Here is an 18,552-nt window from a genome sequence, read left to right as displayed (position 1 = left end):
CACTGAGCAGACCCATAAGAGTATTAACCCGGCAGTATTGGGAAAACTGGCTGAAAGTAGTGATGGTTATGATAAACATGATATACGCCCTTATGCGTCATTGGCCAATTCCAAAGCAGCGGTGTTATTTATTCAAGAAAACTGGGGAAACCGTTCAGGCGAATTTAACAGCAACTATCATGGCAGTAAACGCCAGAGTGATAGCTGGGAAATGACCGTTTTCAGTACCGTAAAAGAGGGTAAAGTCACCTTAAACTGGAATGGCTTGTTTGAATTAACCCCGACTAATGCCCATGGCCGCCTTACGTATGCTGAAAACAAGACGCTGGATAGCCGCACATTGAAGCGCCTGCAGTTGATTGATCTGGAAACACTGGAGGTCATCCCGGCAGTATCAGCTGAAGGTGAATTAAACAGCTATGAGTTCAGTATGGGTGCCGATAAAACCAGCCGTCAGTTCCGCTGGGTACTGGGTCCTATCAACGCCAGCCATTTTGATCCGGCCAGTGGTGCAATGAAATATATCAAAGAGCACCAGCCAGAGGTCTTGCGTCAGCGTCGCGGGATAAAGAAAGGCGGTAAGTTTGGCCTTCCTCCCAGTTAATAACAATTTTATTAACGCAATAAAAAGGCAGCCCACGGGCTGCCTTTTTTGTTTCCCGGTTTCATAAGACAGGGGAGTAGGCTTTAGCCTACTTTGAAAGCCTTTCTAACTATGTAGCCTATATGATATCAATGTAGGGTACGCATTGCGTACCTTTCAGGAATACGGTATGCGGTGCATACCCTACATAGTATATACCCCACATTAAGTGTGAGGAACGAAGCGCATCTATCGCGAATGATGCGCTTCGTTCCTCAGCAGCATCCTACCTATTTTAGAAAACATGATGCATCATTATATTAACATTTGGATTACAGCTTTGCGTAGATAGATATATTGAATTAGGACGTATATTATAGGTCTGGGGAGTAGGCTTTAGCCTACATAAATTCATGCAACTCATGCGATTCATGCGTTCATACAACTCATACACCGTGTAGACTAAAGTCTACTCCCCTTTTTTGAAAATTATAATAAATACCAGGAGGGCTTGTGCCGCATAAGGTTCAGTATATAAACATATTAATTTCGCTTAGTTATGACTAGCCCCCCACTTAGCTGGCAACAGGAATTGGCCGCAGCTTATTGTAAACCAGAGGATCTACTTAATTTTCTTGAACTTGACCCCGGTCATTACTCGCGCTACGCCAAGGATGATTTCTCTATGCGGGTTCCGGCTGGCTACGCGGCTTGTATGGAAAAAGGTAATTTAAACGACCCGTTGCTGAAACAGGTCTTACCGATTGCAGATGAATTAACTAACCCTGATGAATTTCAGGATGATCCTGTCGGTGATTTATCAGCGCTGGTTCAGGGCTGCATTATCCACAAATACCAAGGACGGGTCTTATTAATAACGACTGGTGGCTGTGCTATCAATTGCCGCTTTTGTTTTAGGCGCAATTTTCCGTATGCTGACGCGCAACTTAACAGGCAAAAGGAATTAATCGCTCTGGATTATATTCGCAAAGATTCCAGTATCAATGAGGTGATTTTAAGTGGTGGGGATCCACTACTATTAAGTGACCAGAGATTAAATGCGCTGATTCAGAAAATAAATGCTATCTCACATATTAAGCGTATTCGGCTACATACTCGTCTACCCATTGTATTACCCAGCCGCATTACGCCTGAATTAATTAAGCTATGCAAAAATTCAAGCGTTCCCATTATTATGGTCACGCATTGTAATCATGTGAATGAACTGAGCAAACAGGTGACCATTGCCTGCCTGGCGTTAAGGCAAAATCATATTACTTTATTAAATCAGTCGGTGTTGTTAAAAGGCATTAATGATAATGCTCTGCAATTACAATCCTTAAGCGAACAACTTTTTGCCAGTGGTATCCTGCCTTATTATTTGCACTTATTAGATAGAGCAAAGGGAACAGCACATTTTGAAGTCACGCAAGCGGATGCTGCTAAAATACACAACAAGCTACAACAGCTATTACCGGGCTATTTAGTCCCTAAGCTGGTGAAAGAACAGGCGGGAAAGGCAGCGAAAACATTGATAATGATGCAGGAGTAAAAAAGCTTTAGCTTTTTTAGCAATAGCTAAAGCTATTGCACTCCAGAACAGATACAGCTTGCTCTACGCCAGACGTAACTGAGCGAGTGAAGCAAAGGCTTTAGGGTTATTAATATCCGGAGTGATATTTAATTCCAGCTCGGTAACTGCAGCAAGCTCTACGCTAAAGTCTTCGGTCTCGCTTGTTGCTCCTGATGGGCTAAAGTTCCATTGCTGGCGGACAATTTCCTGAAAGGACTGACCATTGTCAGATGAACAGCGTACTTTGAATTCTTGTGTGCGTTCTATGCTAGTTTCAGCAAAGCTTAAGAATATGCGAGTAAGTTTCTGTGGCTGGCTAAACATCAGCCTTATTGTTTGCTTTCCAGGCTCTGCTGCACGCCAACCTGTAGTGTGGCCAGCTAACAATGCAGACTCAATGGGAAAAGCAATATCTTCAGAGCTAATTTCTACTTCTGCGATTTCTTCAAGGTCTAACCAGTTACCTTCCGGCTTAGCTAGTTTATTTGATTCTGCAGTGATAATTCGTTTACGCATAAAGCTTTACCCTTGTGATTTATATTATAGTTTAGGTAACTACTCAGCGTATCTGATAGTTACGAAATTAGATTGTATATTTCCAGCCAGGCACCAGAGAAGCAGGTATTTGATAAAAAATATCATGATAGAACAAGTGTTTTGTAGGATGGGCAAAGGAGGTACGACGTGCCCATCATGTTTTCGTTGATGGGCACGGATGAAGCCCTTTACCCATCCTACAGTGTTTATTTTGCTATAACTACTCAGCTTGTCTGATTAGTTACTAGTTTAGAAGGTATTCTGGCTTAGATTTTAAAACCTAAGCCATTAATAAAAGACTCTATAATTCCGTACTCGCTAATGCGCGCAGTATATCAGTACGGCTAATAACACCGACTAAATCCTGATCTCGGTACACAGGGTAAGATCTCACTGAAGTGTTCTGAAATTTTTCTGCCAAATCAACAATACTCATTTCAGCTTCTACTTTCACCACATCCACAGTCATATACTCGGTAACCTTACCTACACTACTCTGATTATAAGCCACTTCTAAGATCATTTTAAGCGCATCTTTCTCAGAAAACATGCCTATGATCTTGTCATGCTCGTCAAATACGGGCGCACCGGTAATTTTATGATCGAGTATTTTTTTAATTGCATCTATACCCGTCATTCCTTTGTTTAATTTAATTAACCGAGTGGTCATATAATCTGCAACTGTAATTTTTGCCAACATAGCCTTCTCCTGCTTATTATTTTTTTTAATTAAATAGAACCAATAACCGTACTACCTCGGCCGTGCACAGTATATCAACCTGGCTCGGCTTCAGCTTCCATCTTCTTTCTTTTATCACACTTCTTTAAACAAAAGCAATTACCGGCACCTGTCCCCCCGCATGAACCCTTGATTGCATTGCGACCAAAAATAACACCAATTGCCATCACCACAATGACTGCTAACATAAATGCGAATGTCACTAAAAAATAAATCATTGTTCTACCTTTGTCTGTTCAGAAAATAAAGGTGTTGCATGCTCAACAAACCCCTGATCTGTTTTAATAATAAAAAGCACTGCCAGGTTTTGTTCCTCAGCTAGCTTATATCCTTCGTCCGGACCTAAGACCATCAATGCTGTAGCCCAGGCATCAGCTTTCATTGTAGTATCGCTTAAAACCGTCACAGATGCTAATTTATGTGTGACTGGATAGCCTGTTCTTGGGTCTAGTGTATGTGAAAACCGTTTGCCGTCTTGCTCAAAATAGTTCCGATAATCACCCGATGTCGCCATTGCTATGTCTGTAATCGCCACAACTCTTTGCAATTCCCGCTTTTCGGTATTCGGCTTTTCTATCGCGATATGCCAGTTTTTACCTTGTAAATTCTTTCCTTTTAAGGATAGCTCACCTCCAATTTCTACCATATAGTCGGTGACGCCTTGTTTATCTAATACATTTGCAACTTCATCAACGGCATAACCTTTTGCCAAAGCAGACAAGTCAATACTAGCACCCTCAATTGATTTACTCAGTGATAATAAGCGAGTATTTATAATCAGGTTTTGATACCCGACTACCTTGAGTAATTGTTGAATTTCTGTTTCTGTAGGTGCCTGGTAAATCATCTTATCCGGACCAAAGCCCCACAAGTTCACCAAAGGGGCGACAGTAACATCAAATGCTCCCGCTGATAATTCACTAATTTCATGCGCTTGAAATAAAACCTTAGCGAGTTCAGGCGATATAAAGGTTGCCCCAGTATTGCTCGAACTATTAATAACAGATATTTCTGAGTCGCTAATATAGGTAGACATGCGTTGATTAATCTCATCCAGACGCTTCTGGACAAGTATTTCTAATCTATATGTTTTGACACCTTTGGGTAGATGACTCGCTTTAACCGAGAAACTGGTTCCCATGGTAGGGCCAGAAAAGTTAAAGGGATATTTCTCGACACTGGCATTATTAGCACAGCCTGATAACAAAAAAACGAGAATTAAGCTCAAGCTTAACCCTCGTTTTGAGATACTATTTTGCATTTTTACTATTTTCTTGGAAAATATTCACTTCTAAATTATAGCCCGGGCACTGCCCCAATGTTGTTGACTTAAGTCCTCTCTTGCTGGAGAGGGTTGGGTGAGGAGAATAAAATCATGCATTGATAATCTCCTCATCCCAACCTTCTCCCTCTGGAGAAGGAGATTATTCTTAAATTAACAGCCTTGGGGCATTGCCCACCCTATAAGCTTAGGTACTTGAAAAAAATAATCATCCATCTGCTAGTTTTTTTGTTCGCCATCAACAATAGCAACAGTTACGTAGCTTCTTGCTATGCGCCTATTGCTACAGCACTGATGACAAACAAAAATCCTGCCCAAATATTGGACACTTATTGTTTTCCAGCCACCTTATTTAACCACCGAAGTCATCTAACATGATGTTTTCTGGCTCTACGCCATTTTCTAACAACATATTAATCACCGATGAGTTCATCATGGGAGGCCCACACATGTAGTACTCACAATCCTCTGGTGCAGGATGGTTTTTAAGGAACTCTTCAAACAGAACATTATGAATAAATCCAGTATATCCATCCCAGTTATCGTCTGGTAAGGCGTCAGACAAGGCACAATGCCATTCAAAATTATCATTTTCAGCCGCTAGCATGTCTAAATCTTCTACATAGAACATTTCACGCTTGCTACGCGCACCGTACCAAAAAGTGATCTTACGATCAGTTTTTAAAGACCGTAATTGATTGAAAAGATGAGAACGCATAGGAGCCATACCCGCTCCACCACCAATAAAGACCATTTCAGCATCCGTCTTTTTAGCGTAGAACTCACCATAAGGGCCAGATATGATACATTTATCACCTGGTTTCAGGTCAAAAATATACGATGACATAATACCTGGTGGTACTGAGTCAGGCGCACCCGGAGGTGGTGTTGCAATCCGCACATTCAGCATGATTTCCTTTTCTTCAGGATAAGAAGCCATCGAATACGCACGTAATGTATCTTCTTTTACGTCAGAGGTATAACGCCATAAATCAAATTTATCCCAGTCTTCACGAAACTCTTCTTCGATATCAAAATCAGAATATTTAGCAATATGCGGTGGACATTCTATTTGAATATATCCCCCTGCTTCATAGTCAATGACTTCACCACTAGGCAATTCCAGGACCAGCTCTTTAATAAAAGTTGCAACGTTGTTATTTGACTTAACGGTACATTCCCATTTTTTAACACCGAATACACTCTCTTCAACTTCAATGTTCATGTCGTGCTTAACAGCAACCTGACAAGATAAACGTTCACCATCTGCTGCTTCACGTTTAGTTATGTGACCTAACTCAGTGGGTAGTATTTCGCCTCCTCCCGAATGAATTTTCACCTTGCATTGCGCACACGTACCACCACCACCACAGGCTGAAGGTACAAATAAGCCAAAATCGGCTAATGCGGTTAATAATTTACCGCCCACAGGGACATGTATCTTTTTCTCACCATTGATAAGAATTTCAACATCCCCAGAGGCCACTAATTGACTTTTTGCACCGATAATAACAAATACCAGTGCAATCACGATAACCGTGAAAATAATAATCCCTAATGCAATCTCTAGCATTACTATACCTTCTTAAAGTTGGATTCCAGAGAAAGCCATGAAGCCAAGTGACATCAGACCCGCGCTAATAAATGTAATTCCAAGACCTTCCAGGCCTTTGGGGATATCACTGTATTTTAGTTTTTCACGAACACCCGCCATCACTGTGATAGCCAACATCCACCCAAAACCACTACCGACTCCATAAACAACACTTTCTGTAAAGTCGTAGTCACGCTCGATCATAAATAAGCTACCGCCTAAGATGGCGCAGTTTACTGTAATCAATGGTAAGAATACGCCTAATGCATGATACAAGGCAGGAAAAAATTTATCTAAAACCATTTCCAAAATTTGTACCAAGGCTGCGATCATACCAATACAGCTTAATAACGCTAAAAAGCTAAGATCAACACCGGTGATACCCATCCATGCCAAAGCATCTTCTTTTAGCAAGGTATGATATATAACATTATTAACCGGAACCGTGATGACTTGAACCACCATCACTGCAATACCTAGCCCAATCGCAGTCGAAATCTTTTTCGATACCGCAAGAAAGGTACACATTCCCAGAAAGAATGCCAGCGCCAGATTTTCAATGAAAACGGCTTTAATAAATAAACTAATATAAGCTTCCATTAGTGATGCCCTCCTTCACCATGAGCAATAGACAGTATTTTAAAATCAGGCGCTTCATTTTGATCCGGTTTCCATTGACGGAAAACCCAGATAATAAAGCCGATAATAAAAAATGCGCTCGGTGGTAATAACATTAATCCATTTGGATCGTACCAGCCACCATCTTTAGTTAAGGTAAAAACATCAATACCCAGTAATTTACCTGAACCAAATAACTCCCTGAAAAATGCAACAATAATCAAGATCAAGCTATAACCCAAGCCATTACCAATCCCATCGATAAAACTCGCCATCGGCGGGTTTTTCATGGCATAGGCTTCTGCACGCCCCATCACAATACAGTTAGTAATAATCAAGCCGACAAACACGGATAATTGCTTACTAATGTCATAAACAAACGCTTTTAGGACTTGATCAACCACAATAACCAAAGAAGCAATAATCGTCATTTGTACAATGATACGAATACTCCCTGGAATATGGTTACGAATTGAACTAATTGCGGCACTCGAACATCCGGTGACAGCCGTTAATGCGACTGCCATAATCAGTGATGTTGACATTTGCGATGTAACCGCCAATGCCGAACAGATTCCCAATACCTGCAAAGTAATCGGGTTGTTGTTGACCAGTGGATCGATCAGTGTTTTCTTTGTTTCGTTATTCATAACGGCACTCATAATAACCTCCTACCCTTTAGTTTTTACTTTATCTAAATAAGCCGCAAAACCTTCTTGGCTCATCCAGAATTTTACAAGATTAGTGACCCCTACACTGGTAAGTGTAGCCCCTGCTAAACCATCAACCTGAAATTCAGAGCCGGGTTTAGATGTATCCACCAGACCTTTAATTAAGCCTAATGCAACTGCACCTGATTCATTATAGACTTTCTTGCCTGCCCATAATGCACGCCAGTTAGGATTAACAATCTCAGCACCCAGTCCAGGAGTTTCACCTTGATCATAAAAGTTAATACTCTGTACTGTTTGCCCATCTGCGTCTAAGGCAAGGAAACCATACATAGTCGACCATAAGCCATAGCCATGTACAGGTAAGATAATTGATGTAATTGTCTCACCGTCTTTGACTAAATAAACTTTAGCAATTTTTGCCCGCCTTTTAATGCCTGCAATATCCTGACCTCTGCTTAACACAACATTTTGCGCTGCATCTTTCGCCGCTTTCCGCTGGTCATATGCTGCAACATCGCCTTCTACATAGTCACCCGTCGCAACATCCACTAATTTAGCTTCAATTTGCTGGGCAAAAGCATTATGAATATCAGTGTCTTCTTGCAGCAAGCCAGCAACATCAAGAATATTCTTCTTCATGTCCATGGCTTTATTTTCTATCTGCAAGGGACGTAAAGCCACCGCAGCAAATGAAACCAGAATCGCACACACGAAACATAAGGCTAAAGCAACAGAGACAGTTTTTTCCAGGCTATCATTATTTAAAGCTAAAACTTTATCTTTATACTTTAAAAATTTCTGATAATGTTCGCAATTATCCAGTTTTTCGCAAAGCGGCCCCAGATATTTACATAGTTTATTTTCGTTAGGCATGACGTTTCATCCTTCTCTTAATATTTGCCTGAACGACAAAGTAATCAATTACAGGTGCAAACATATTAGCAAATAAGATTGACAGCATCATACCCTCTGGAAAAGCTGGGTTAACGACACGCACTAATACAACCATGACACCGATTAAAGCGCCAAATATCCAGCGCCCTTTATTAGTCATTGCCGCAGACACAGGGTCAGTTGCCATATACACCATACCAAAAGCAAAACCACCTAAGGTCAAATGCCAGTAAAAAGGCATGGCAAACATAGGGTTAGTATCGCTACCGATAATGTTAAACAATAAAGACGTCGCGACCATACCCCCTAGCACACCCCCCATAATACGGTAGGATGCAATACGCGTGTACAGCAGAAATGCCGCACCAATCATGATCGCTAACGTTGATGTTTCACCAATTGAGCCAGGTATAAACCCCATAAAAGCCTGAAACCAGCTATATCCAGCAGCATTAACTGCATCGATACCACCTTGTGCAGCAATACCCAAAGGCGTTGCCATGGTGTAGCCATCGACACCTACCCAGGCAGAATCACCGGAAATGGCTGCCGGATAGGCAAAGAATAAAAAGGCACGCCCCGTTAATGCCGGGTTAAGAAAGTTTTTACCCGTACCACCAAAGACTTCTTTACCGATAACAATACCGAATGAAATACCTAAGGCAACCTGCCATAAAGGCATATCGGGCGGTAAAATCAAGGTATATAACATTGAAGATACCAGGAAACCTTCGTTTATTTCATGTCCACGAACGGTCGCAAATAAGACTTCCCAAACACCACCGACCGCGAGTGTCACAAGATATATGGGTAAGAAAAATAAAGCGCCGTATACAAAGTTAGAAATGGGGTTCATCGGGCTATAGCCGAAAAGCGCCATAGGGATACTGCGCCAGTCTTGTGCCTGCTCCAAGCCCATTGCCTGCAATGCTAAATTAGCCTGATAACCGGAGTTATACATGGCCATTAAAACACAGAAGAGTGTCGCAATAACCACAAAAGTCATGGTCCGCTTCAGGTCATTACCATCACGCACATGCGTTGTACCCCGTGTCACATCAGAGGGGGTGTAGATAAAAGTATCTACCATCTCATATAGACCGTAATACCTTTCTAGCTTGCCGCCTTGGGTAAAGACCGGCTCGATACTATCTAATAAACTTCTAGCATTCATTAGCCTTCCTTCTCGATTTTAGTTAAATTCGCTCGCAGTACTGGGGCAAAATCGTGCTTGCCTGGATCAACGAATGTGTATAAAGACATATCTTCTTCATCTAACTCTAGGCAACCTAATAACTGCGCCTGATCAGTATCACCTACTACCATCGCTTTTAACAAAGGCGTAGGAAGAATGTCTAACGGTGTCACTGACTCAAAAACTCCGACCGGCACAATAGCTCTATTCGAACCATTTTTATCGGTGGTCAAAGGAAATAAGCGTTTAGAAGCACGATCACGGCTTGAAGTATAAACATTCATCGCCGAATACTTATCCTTGCCTGCCACTATCCAGCCAAATAATTCACGATCACGGCCTTCGCGTAGTACAGAAACCTGATTGCTGTAGCAGCCTAAATAGGCAGCCCATGCAGTCGCTTCATGACCATATAATACAGAACCGGAAATAACCCGATTTTCATCATCATTTAACTCGTTCTGCACTAGATCATCAGTATTTGCACCTACACGAGTACGCACTAAACGAGGTTGTTTTACTGCTGGACCAGTTAATGCAACCACTCGTTGCACATTGAGTTTACCGGAAGTAAATAATGCGCCTATCGCAATAACTGCCTGATAATCTATATGCCAGACTGTTTTATCTATATTTACTGGGTCTAGTAAATGAATATGTGTACTAGGCAACCCGGCGGGATGCCCTCCAGAGAATTCGGCGATTTCTAGCGCTGTATCACCAACAGGAATATCAGCCCCCGTTGCCTTACAAAGATAAGTCTTGCCCTGTGTTAATTGAGCAACAATAGCCAGGCCGTTAGTAAAATCCGCACTGCGATCATTAATTATCACCGCAGGATCAGCCGCTAGAGGACGAGTATCAATGGCTGTAACAAAGATTGATTGCGGAGTGCTATCGAGCATAGGAACTTTGCCATAAGGGCGCGTTCTAAAACTAGCCCAAAGACCCGAAGCAGCAAGGTTTTCTGTGATTTTTTCAGCAGTCAAACTAGAGAGATCAGCAGCAGAATAAGCCTGAAACGACTCTTCCTGCTTACCTTTTAATTCGATTACAACGGATTGCAAAACACGTCTTTCACCACGATGAATTGCTTTAACTGTACCCGCGCCAGGTGCGGTAAAAAAGACACCAGGGTTCTTTTTATCTTCAAAAAGAGCCTGGCCTAATTTAACCTTATCACCTTCTGCGACCAGCATTTTGGGCTTCATACCCACATAATCCATTCCCAAGATGGCAACAGATGAAACCTGATTACCCTCTTCAATGGTCTGTTTGGGTGCTCCCGTAATCGGAAGATCCAAACTTTCTTTTATAGTAAATTGCATAGTTATTAAGCCTGTTTCCCAGACAAGTTGAGATTCACCCTCTTAATTCTCTAGGTAAACGAAAACAAGAGGCACTTCAATACGTAAAACTTTTATATTATCCCATAAAAGACTCTCTTGCTCAATCAGAGTTCTGCTAACGAAACAAGATTACCACCCTACTCACAAATCCATGAATTCTGATATTACTCGGCAAAAACCTCCTGCAAATCAATTTTTAAATCGGGAAAAACCTGAGGACTTGCATAATCTTCTTCTGCATACATCGCAATTAATTGATATTTTTCGGTACTGGCATCCATAACAAACTGGTGCACAGCTTTTTCATAAGGGTAAACCATCCAGTATTCTTTAACGCCACTTTCCTGATACAACGCATATTTAGTTTGCATTTCTTTTTTGGAATTACCGGGGGAGAGAATTTCAATAATCCAGTCAGGCGCACCTAAGCACCCTTGTTCAGTAAGTTTTTCCGGGGCACAAATTATTGATAAATCGGGCTGAACTACTGAATATATATCCTGGTCGGCTTGTATGGATTTATGCTGATCATATAATCGCACATCGAAAGGGGCGGCAAAGGCATGACATTCTTTATCTTTAAAGTATTGAAACAACAAACCATTTAACTGCCAGGAAATACTCTGATGCTTAACATTCGGTGCTGGCGACATCAGCATAACCTTACCCTTTATTAATTCAACCGCTTTATCCAGCTGCCAGGTTAAATAATCTGCATAATTATAGGTTGCTTCTAAATCTAATTGAGATAATTGTGTGATTTTTATCATCATTTAAGCTCCATTTCTTTAAAATAACTAAGGCAACTCGCAATTAATAAACCACCAGCATTACTAGTAGGTTATTAATTGCGTGTTACCTAAAAGAATATCCATCGCCATATTTATAGCATAATGCTTTCAGCAATAAGCAGCGCACAAAATAATATTTATACTGCCAAACCAGCTGTTTTATAAGCTATCTAACTTAGCATAAGATAACATCAGCCATTTCATTCCTGCATTAGCAAAATTCACTTGCACTCGCTCCTGAGCACCATCGCCATCAACTTGCAAAACCACCCCTTCACCAAATTTTTCATGCCGCACTCGCTGGCCTAATTGATAACGCCCACTTGTGCCAGGCGTGACTTTTGCTCTATTATTTACTACCACCGGTTTGCTCACATTGGCACGTATGCGAATTTCCTGACATTGCTCAGCAGGAATTTCTTTTAAAAAACGCGACGGGCGCGGGTAGTTTTCTTTACCATATAAACGCCTGGATTCGGCATAAGTGATAAACAGCAACTTCATCGTGCGAGTCATACCGACATAGCATAAGCGGCGCTCCTCTTCCAGGCGTGCAATATCATCCACTGATTGCTGCGAAGGAAATAAACCTTCTTCCAGCCCCACCATAAAAACCAATGGAAACTCCAGGCCTTTAGCTGAATGCAGCGTCATTAACTGCACACAATCTTCAAAATCATCTGCCTGGGCATCGCCCGATTCCAGAGCTGCATGCGCCAGAAATAAGTCTAACTCAGTAAAATTCTCTTCATTGTCTTCATCATAATCAAATTGACGAGCAGCATTAACCAGCTCTTCCAGGTTTTCTACCCGCGCTTCGCCTTTATCCCCTTTCTCTTTTTTATAGAATTCAATTAAGCCACTTTTCTGGATAACATTTTTTACCTGCTCATAGAGTTCCTGCTCTTCTATCTTTTCACCTAGACCATTAATCAATTGCACAAAGCCTTTTAAGGCATTTTCTGCACGCGGGGTAAAATGCCCTGCTTTTAATAATTCCAGCATAGACTGCCATAAGCTAATCTGCTTTGCTCTGGCTAACTGGCGTATATCCTCTAAAGTCTTTGCACCCACACCACGGGTAGGCGTGTTGATAATCCGCTCAAATGCCGAGTCATTATTTTTATGCGCCATCAAAAAAAGATAGGCCAGGGCATTTTTAATTTCCATGCGATCAAAGAAGCGCAAACCGCCATAAACCCGGTATGGCGTACCTGTGGCCATAAGCTTTTCTTCAAACTGGCGAGATTGCGCATTTGAACGATATAAAATAGCGATATCCGAGCGAAGATTGCCTTCTGCTACCCATTTGCGAATCCGCTCTACTACAAAATAAGCCTCATCCTGCTCGTTGAAAGCTGAGTACAATGAAATTAAATCACCATCACCATCATCGGTTCTCAACTCCTTACCCATACGTCCGTTATTACAGGCAATCAGGGCATTAGAGGCTTTAAGAATATTCCCCGTAGAGCGATAGTTTTGTTCTAATCGAATCAATTGATGATTAGGATAATGCTTTTGAAAACTATACATGTTTTCAATTTTTGCCCCGCGCCAGCCATAAATTGACTGATCATCATCACCCACGACAAATAAATTATCCTGCCCTTCTGTCAATAAACGTAACCAGGCATATTGCACAGTATTAGTGTCCTGAAATTCATCGACATGCACATATTTAAAGCGCGCCCGGTAAAACTCAAGCAAGTCAGCATTATCACGTAAGGTTTCATGTGCTCTTAACAGTAACTCAGCAAAATCCACTAGCCCCGAGCGTGAACATAAGTCTTCATATGCCTTATAGATGACTAAGAGTTGTTGCTCATATAAATCACCACTTTCCTGAACATGGGCCGCACGGATACCTTCATCTTTTTGTGCATTAATAAACCAGACTACCTTCTTGGGTGGCCAGCGGCTATCATCTATATTCATGGCTTTCATCAAGCGCTTTATTAAACGTAATTGATCATCTGAATCAATTACCTGAAAAGTATCGGGTAGCTTAGCTTCTTTATTATGCTGACGTAATAAGCGATGAGCCAGGCCATGAAAAGTCCCAATCCACATGGAGCGCGCAGAAATATTTAACAAGTCCTCTACGCGCCCGCGCATTTCTTTTGCTGCTTTATTCGTAAATGTGACCGCTAATATATTATGCGGAGAAATATGTTCAACCTTAATTAACCAGGCAATACGATGCACTAATACTCGTGTTTTACCACTGCCTGCCCCTGCCAAAACCAGCATAGAGCGAGACGGAGCAGAGACTGCTTCACGTTGCGCATCATTTAAAGAATCAATTATTTCCGCTACTTCCATTTTCTAACCTGTTTATTAAAGCTACGAGCAGAACGTTGCTTCAGCCCGCCTTTCTGAAAGTGTGAAAATAACGGGATGAAGCAACGGCCTGCGAATACGATGATGTGAAAAAATATATTATACCTGAAGCTAAATATGACTTTTTAATGGATATACTTCACACAGCCCGGTTGCGGTTTTCTGGTGGCTTATATTTTCCGATAGAGGCCTTACTGAAAGGGTGGCTTAATGCTATCCGACTGTTTCAGCGTCCCTATATCAAGTACGGGACAGGCTTTGCTCTCGACCGGAATCAACTCGCTATAAAATCCGTAACCGTCACCGCGCGAGTATACGTTTAACTAATTTTTTTCATCCTACACTTGCACAATTTTATTAGGTCTGTATATTTATTAGAGTTAAACATTGACTTTGAGTCTCTCCCTTATAATTAGAATAAAAACTAAGGTAAATACTATGAACTTTGATTTTAAACGTATGCTGAAATTCGAAATTAACGTCGGCAGCAAAGAAAAGCAAATGCGCGTCTATGCAGGTGCAGCTTTATTATTTGTCTCTTTATTTCTAGCTTCAGTACCCTTATTACTCATCGGACTTATTGCGGTTGCAACAGGCTATACAGGGTTTTGCCCGGTTTATGCAGGCATGGGGAAATCCACTGTAGAATCAGAATAAGATAGACGTTGGGCAAACTCACATAAGTGACGCGCCCAACTCACATTATCATTCCATCTCTCCGTACAACCCCGTCATTCATAATACATACCTATATTGAGCTCATAGCAAATAATACCTTCAAGGCATCTACTGCAAAATAATAATTTTCTGATTTTTTCTTGTTTAATAAAAGATAGGCTAATTATGTACCAACAATTTTTAGATTATTTTCGTGAAGGCTTATGGCTTCAGCAACCTGAATTAGAAGAACAACAATTAAAGACGCACGCCATACGCTATCTTAAAATTTTCACCCTCTCCATTCAGACTTTTATACAAAACAATGGTTCCTTAAGAGCGTCAGCCTTAACACTCTACACGCTTTTATCCATAGTCCCTGTCATCGCCATGCTGTTTGGCATAGCTAAGGGTTTTGGTTTTGAGCAATTATTAGAACAACAACTCTTAGACCAATCATCCGAACAAAACGCCCTTATCGAACAACTTTTTGGCATGGCAAAAAACATGCTGGATTCAACAAAGGGCGGCGTTGTCGCTGGATTTGGTGTGGCAATTCTGTTTTGGACGGTACTTAAAGTCATCAGCAATATAGAAGAGTCATTTAATCATATCTGGAAAGTAGAGAAATCTCGCACAATGGGACGCAAGCTAAGGGAGATGGAAAGAAATAATCATCCAAACGAAGTAAGCTTGTGTCTCAATAATTTATAATAATGAATTCTGAATTTATTCTCACACTAGGCAGATAAGCTTGTTGATATTAACAGATAGCATTATAGGTTGGATTATAAATACAGCCCATCGTTTAAAAGGCTCGGTACGTCGTATATTCATGGCTGAAACGGTGGAGCTACTAGGCTCAGGTGGTGCAAGTATTGCTGAAGAAAAACTAGGATGGAATAGAGGCACTATCCGAAAAGGACAATATGAACTTGAAACTCAGCCCATAGAAGATAATTTTTCAGCGAGAGGGCGTAATAAAAGTGAAGAGCATTTTCCTCATCTACTTGATGACATAAAAAAAATTGCTGAACCGGAGTGTCAAACGGATCCCTCTTTTAATTCCTGTCGATTATATACCCGGCTAACGGCTAAAGAAGTTAGAAAACGTTTACTGGAGATTGATTATTACGATGAAAAAACATTACCTTGCTCAAAAACTATCAATACAAAATTAAATGACCTGAGTTACCATCCAAAAAAGGTACAAAAAACAAAGCCTCATAAGAAAATCAAGGAAACGGATGCAATTTTTGAACAAGTTCATTCAGTCAATGGAATGGCAGATATCAACCCAAAAGAGATTCGTATATCAATTGATGCCAAAGCAAGAATGAATATAGGAAATTTTTCACGGGGAGGACGAAATCGGGTTTTAACAAAAGCAGAGGATCATGATTTAGATGTTAAGGAAAAGTTAACTCCTTTTGGTTTTTATCTGCCTGAACATGATGATTTTTTCCTTTTCTTTACAGCAGGCTATGCCAGCAGTGATTTCATCGTTGACCGATTGGAAGAAATTTGGCCAGAAATTCAAGAAAAATATGGAGTAGATATTCTGACAATTAACGCTGACAATGGTATGGAGAACAGTAGCTCCAGAACTCAGTTTATAAAAAGGCTTGTGGAGTTTGCTGAAAAAAGCAACATAAAGATAAAACTGGCCTACTACCCTCCTTATCATAGTAAATATAACCCAATTGAACGAGTATGGGGAGCCTATGAAAATCATATTAGTGGCGACATAATGGATACAGTTGAAACAACTTTAAAATTTGCCAAAAGTATGACCTACAATGGCAAAGCACCTATTGTTAAATTAACAGAAAAAATATATGAAACAGGAGTAAAGGTAGGTAAAAAAGCAATGAAGACGTATTATCAGTTTGTTGACCGAATGCCATCGTTGGAGAAATGGTTTTTGACCATTTCTCCTGGTTGTTCTGGATGATTATTTCTTTCCATCTCCCTAAGTGATTATCTATCAGTCATGTTACTTGCTCCAGTTCTGTTAATTGCAGCCAGCAGTATCAGCATATTCGTACAAACTCAGTTATCTTCACTTATTAGTGCCATCGCCTTACCTGGCACTCTAATCGCTTTAAAGCTACTTAGCTATTTACCCATACTTATTTTATGGAGTTTATTTAGTTTCGTATTTATTTTTATGCCTAATACCACGGTAAATTTGCGTTCAGGCATATTTGCAGGGGTTTTTTCTGGCACCCTTTACTTTATAGTGCAATCTCTGTACGTTTCCTTGCAAATAGGCGTGTCTAGTTATAATGCCATATATGGTAGTTTTGCCGCCCTACCGTTATTCCTGGTTTGGTTACAGGTCACCTGGATCATTGTCCTTATCGGTTCCCATTTATCTTTTTATCACCAAAACATAGCTTTATACCAATATAATCTACATATAAAAAATCTAAATTTCGTGTCTAAAGTAACGCTCGCCCAGCGCATTATTCATAAAATTATCGAACGCTTTAGTCAATCAAATGTAACGCCTTATACTGCCGAAGAACTGTGCGTGCAGTTGCACCTACCCATTTCAATCGTACAACCCATAATATTAGAGCTAGCCACCTGTCAATTGTTATCTGCAGTTGAAATATCAGATAACCCCACACCAAGATACCTACCCGCACGAGATACAAAGTTACTGAATGATGAAGCTATTTCTGAAGCTCTAGGTAATAATGGAGAGTCTTTGATATTGTCGCATTAGCAAAATCAGTTGAAGTTACACGATTACCAATCTGTTGACTTCTCTAGCGCTCAAAAAGTCTAGTCAATTTAACCTAAAAACCGCAGTTGAACGCTAACAAAAACTCTAAGCATTGGTATATAAAACATAATGGTCGTAACAACTTATCATTTGCAGGGTGAGCAGACTCAGAATACCTGACCCCAGCCTAATAAAATCAAAAGCATAGCAATTCATCAAAGATAATAAGGTGAGACTAAAATAGGTAGGATGCTGCTGAGGAACGAAGCGCATCTATCGCGAATAATGCGCTTCGTTCCTCAGCAGCATCCTACAAACCGTAATAAGTATCATACTGTTTTCAGAGAGATCAGGTTATCTGAGACTCCGCTTCACGGTTTTCTGAATAAATCTGAGTTTGATAAATGGTTTAGTGTTTTAAAAGATTCATCTGTTAAACAAAAGGTCTTGGCCCGGCTTGCTCGTATTGAAAACGGGAACTTTGGCGATTTTAAGAAGGTTAGTAGTAATTTATTTGAACTACGTTTTTTCTTTTCTTCTGGGATACGTATTTATTATACGATCCATAATAAGCTTGTTTTATTGCTATCAGGTGGTGACAAATCTAGCCAAAGCAAGGATATTGACACAGCAAAGCAAATACTTAATGAACTGGAATAACGCATGAAAACTAATACATTTAATATTGCTGACCACTTAGAAACTGAAGATGATATTAAAGGCTTTTTAAAAGAGGTTGTTGCAACTGGTAGTACAGAAGATTTTATTCATGCCTTAAACATTGCAGCTAAAGCAAAAGGCATGAGTGAAGTTGCCAAAAAAGCAGGCGTTACCCGGGCAAGCCTTGATAAATCCCTTTCTGAAGATGGCCAGCCTCGCTTTGAAACTATCAATAAAATCATCAATGCTTTAGGCTGTAAACTTGCTGTTACTTAACCATCCGGCGTTATTTAAGCGCTTCCCTGCGCTTGTTGGTTAAAGTAACCCTA

At 40.6% G+C, this 18,552-nt stretch carries 20 protein-coding genes and 1 pseudogene; 9 read left to right on the top strand and 12 right to left on the bottom strand.

Annotated features, from left to right (window positions below):
* Positions 1–37 precede the first annotated feature (37 nt).
* Together ACQY3F_RS03910 and epmB are read left to right on the top strand one after the other, a co-directional pair.
* Positions 38–604 (top strand): hypothetical protein, encoded by a 567-nt coding sequence (locus tag ACQY3F_RS03910; protein WP_428353637.1) that lies wholly within the window; start codon positions 38–40, stop codon positions 602–604.
* 538 nt (positions 605–1,142) lie between these two features.
* The gene (gene epmB, locus ACQY3F_RS03905; protein ID WP_428353635.1) at positions 1,143–2,135 is read left to right on the top strand and encodes an EF-P beta-lysylation protein EpmB; all 993 of its coding nucleotides are present in this window, start codon (positions 1,143–1,145) and stop codon (positions 2,133–2,135) included.
* Between the two features lie 63 nt (positions 2,136–2,198).
* Here epmB and ACQY3F_RS03900 read toward each other — a convergent pair whose 3' ends face one another.
* From ACQY3F_RS03900 to uvrD, 12 genes are all read right to left on the bottom strand, one after another.
* Positions 2,199–2,672 (bottom strand): discoidin domain-containing protein, encoded by a 474-nt coding sequence (locus ACQY3F_RS03900; protein WP_428353634.1) that lies wholly within the window; start codon positions 2,670–2,672, stop codon positions 2,199–2,201.
* Between the two features lie 322 nt (positions 2,673–2,994).
* Positions 2,995–3,393, bottom strand: coding sequence for a CBS domain-containing protein (locus ACQY3F_RS03895; RefSeq protein WP_428353633.1), 399 nt, complete (start codon positions 3,391–3,393; stop codon positions 2,995–2,997).
* A gap of 74 nt (positions 3,394–3,467) precedes the next feature.
* Entirely contained in the window at positions 3,468–3,650 is a 183-nt protein-coding gene (gene nqrM / locus ACQY3F_RS03890) for a (Na+)-NQR maturation NqrM (RefSeq protein ID WP_428353632.1), read from the bottom strand.
* Positions 3,647–4,660 carry an FAD:protein FMN transferase gene (locus ACQY3F_RS03885; RefSeq protein ID WP_428353631.1) on the bottom strand — a complete coding sequence of 338 codons (1,014 nt, stop codon included), beginning with the start codon at positions 4,658–4,660 and terminating at the stop codon, positions 3,647–3,649. Before ACQY3F_RS03885 ends, nqrM begins: the two co-directional genes overlap by 4 nt.
* Positions 4,661–5,066: 406 nt before the next feature.
* Positions 5,067–6,287, bottom strand: coding sequence for an NADH:ubiquinone reductase (Na(+)-transporting) subunit F (nqrF, locus tag ACQY3F_RS03880; protein WP_428353629.1), 1,221 nt, complete (start codon positions 6,285–6,287; stop codon positions 5,067–5,069).
* 12 nt (positions 6,288–6,299) lie between these two features.
* Positions 6,300–6,908: an NADH:ubiquinone reductase (Na(+)-transporting) subunit E gene (gene nqrE / locus ACQY3F_RS03875; protein WP_428353627.1), complete on the bottom strand. Its 609-nt coding sequence runs from the start codon at positions 6,906–6,908 to the stop codon at positions 6,300–6,302.
* Complete coding sequence (locus tag ACQY3F_RS03870) at positions 6,908–7,588, bottom strand: NADH:ubiquinone reductase (Na(+)-transporting) subunit D (RefSeq protein WP_428353625.1); 681 nt, start codon at positions 7,586–7,588, stop codon at positions 6,908–6,910. The genes nqrE and ACQY3F_RS03870 overlap by 1 nt, the downstream gene beginning before the upstream one ends.
* Before the next feature lie 9 nt (positions 7,589–7,597).
* A complete protein-coding gene (locus ACQY3F_RS03865) occupies positions 7,598–8,473 on the bottom strand; it encodes a Na(+)-translocating NADH-quinone reductase subunit C (RefSeq protein ID WP_428353623.1) in 876 nt (291 codons plus the stop codon).
* On the bottom strand, positions 8,466–9,668 hold the full coding sequence (locus ACQY3F_RS03860) for an NADH:ubiquinone reductase (Na(+)-transporting) subunit B (RefSeq protein WP_428353621.1): 1,203 nt from the start codon (positions 9,666–9,668) through the stop codon (positions 8,466–8,468). The genes ACQY3F_RS03865 and ACQY3F_RS03860 overlap by 8 nt, the downstream gene beginning before the upstream one ends.
* Positions 9,668–11,017: a Na(+)-translocating NADH-quinone reductase subunit A gene (locus ACQY3F_RS03855; RefSeq protein WP_428353619.1), complete on the bottom strand. Its 1,350-nt coding sequence runs from the start codon at positions 11,015–11,017 to the stop codon at positions 9,668–9,670. The genes ACQY3F_RS03860 and ACQY3F_RS03855 overlap by 1 nt, the downstream gene beginning before the upstream one ends.
* A gap of 185 nt (positions 11,018–11,202) precedes the next feature.
* Positions 11,203–11,808, bottom strand: a complete 606-nt coding sequence (locus ACQY3F_RS03850; RefSeq protein ID WP_428357601.1) for a Uma2 family endonuclease — start codon at positions 11,806–11,808, stop codon at positions 11,203–11,205.
* Between the two features lie 180 nt (positions 11,809–11,988).
* On the bottom strand, positions 11,989–14,154 hold the full coding sequence (gene uvrD, locus ACQY3F_RS03845) for a DNA helicase II (RefSeq protein WP_428353617.1): 2,166 nt from the start codon (positions 14,152–14,154) through the stop codon (positions 11,989–11,991).
* 456 nt (positions 14,155–14,610) lie between these two features.
* Between uvrD and ACQY3F_RS03840 the strand changes: the two genes are divergently transcribed.
* The 7 genes and pseudogenes from ACQY3F_RS03840 to ACQY3F_RS03810 all read left to right on the top strand — a co-directional run bounded on the left by ACQY3F_RS03840 (position 14,611) and on the right by ACQY3F_RS03810 (position 18,499).
* Positions 14,611–14,829 carry a YgaP family membrane protein gene (locus ACQY3F_RS03840; RefSeq protein WP_428353615.1) on the top strand — a complete coding sequence of 73 codons (219 nt, stop codon included), beginning with the start codon at positions 14,611–14,613 and terminating at the stop codon, positions 14,827–14,829.
* Positions 14,830–15,015: 186 nt separating this feature from the next.
* On the top strand, positions 15,016–15,543 hold the full coding sequence (locus ACQY3F_RS03835; protein ID WP_428353613.1) for a YihY/virulence factor BrkB family protein: 528 nt from the start codon (positions 15,016–15,018) through the stop codon (positions 15,541–15,543).
* A gap of 43 nt (positions 15,544–15,586) precedes the next feature.
* Positions 15,587–16,783 (top strand): ISAzo13 family transposase, encoded by a 1,197-nt coding sequence (locus ACQY3F_RS03830; RefSeq protein ID WP_428352931.1) that lies wholly within the window; start codon positions 15,587–15,589, stop codon positions 16,781–16,783.
* 12 nt (positions 16,784–16,795) lie between these two features.
* Positions 16,796–17,209: pseudogene (locus ACQY3F_RS03825) on the top strand (YihY/virulence factor BrkB family protein); the annotation flags it as partial.
* Between the two features lie 60 nt (positions 17,210–17,269).
* A complete protein-coding gene (locus tag ACQY3F_RS03820; protein WP_428353611.1) occupies positions 17,270–17,563 on the top strand; it encodes a hypothetical protein in 294 nt (97 codons plus the stop codon).
* A gap of 285 nt (positions 17,564–17,848) precedes the next feature.
* Complete coding sequence (locus ACQY3F_RS03815; protein WP_428353609.1) at positions 17,849–18,223, top strand: type II toxin-antitoxin system RelE/ParE family toxin; 375 nt, start codon at positions 17,849–17,851, stop codon at positions 18,221–18,223.
* Positions 18,224–18,226: 3 nt separating this feature from the next.
* Positions 18,227–18,499: an addiction module antidote protein gene (locus ACQY3F_RS03810; protein WP_428353607.1), complete on the top strand. Its 273-nt coding sequence runs from the start codon at positions 18,227–18,229 to the stop codon at positions 18,497–18,499.
* Positions 18,500–18,552 lie beyond the last annotated feature (53 nt).

Source organism: Methyloprofundus sp., assembly GCF_965251085.1.
GTDB lineage: Bacteria > Pseudomonadota > Gammaproteobacteria > Methylococcales > Methylomonadaceae > Methyloprofundus.
Note: the sequence above shows the minus strand (reverse complement) of the source record. Positions and strands in the feature narration are given on the sequence as shown.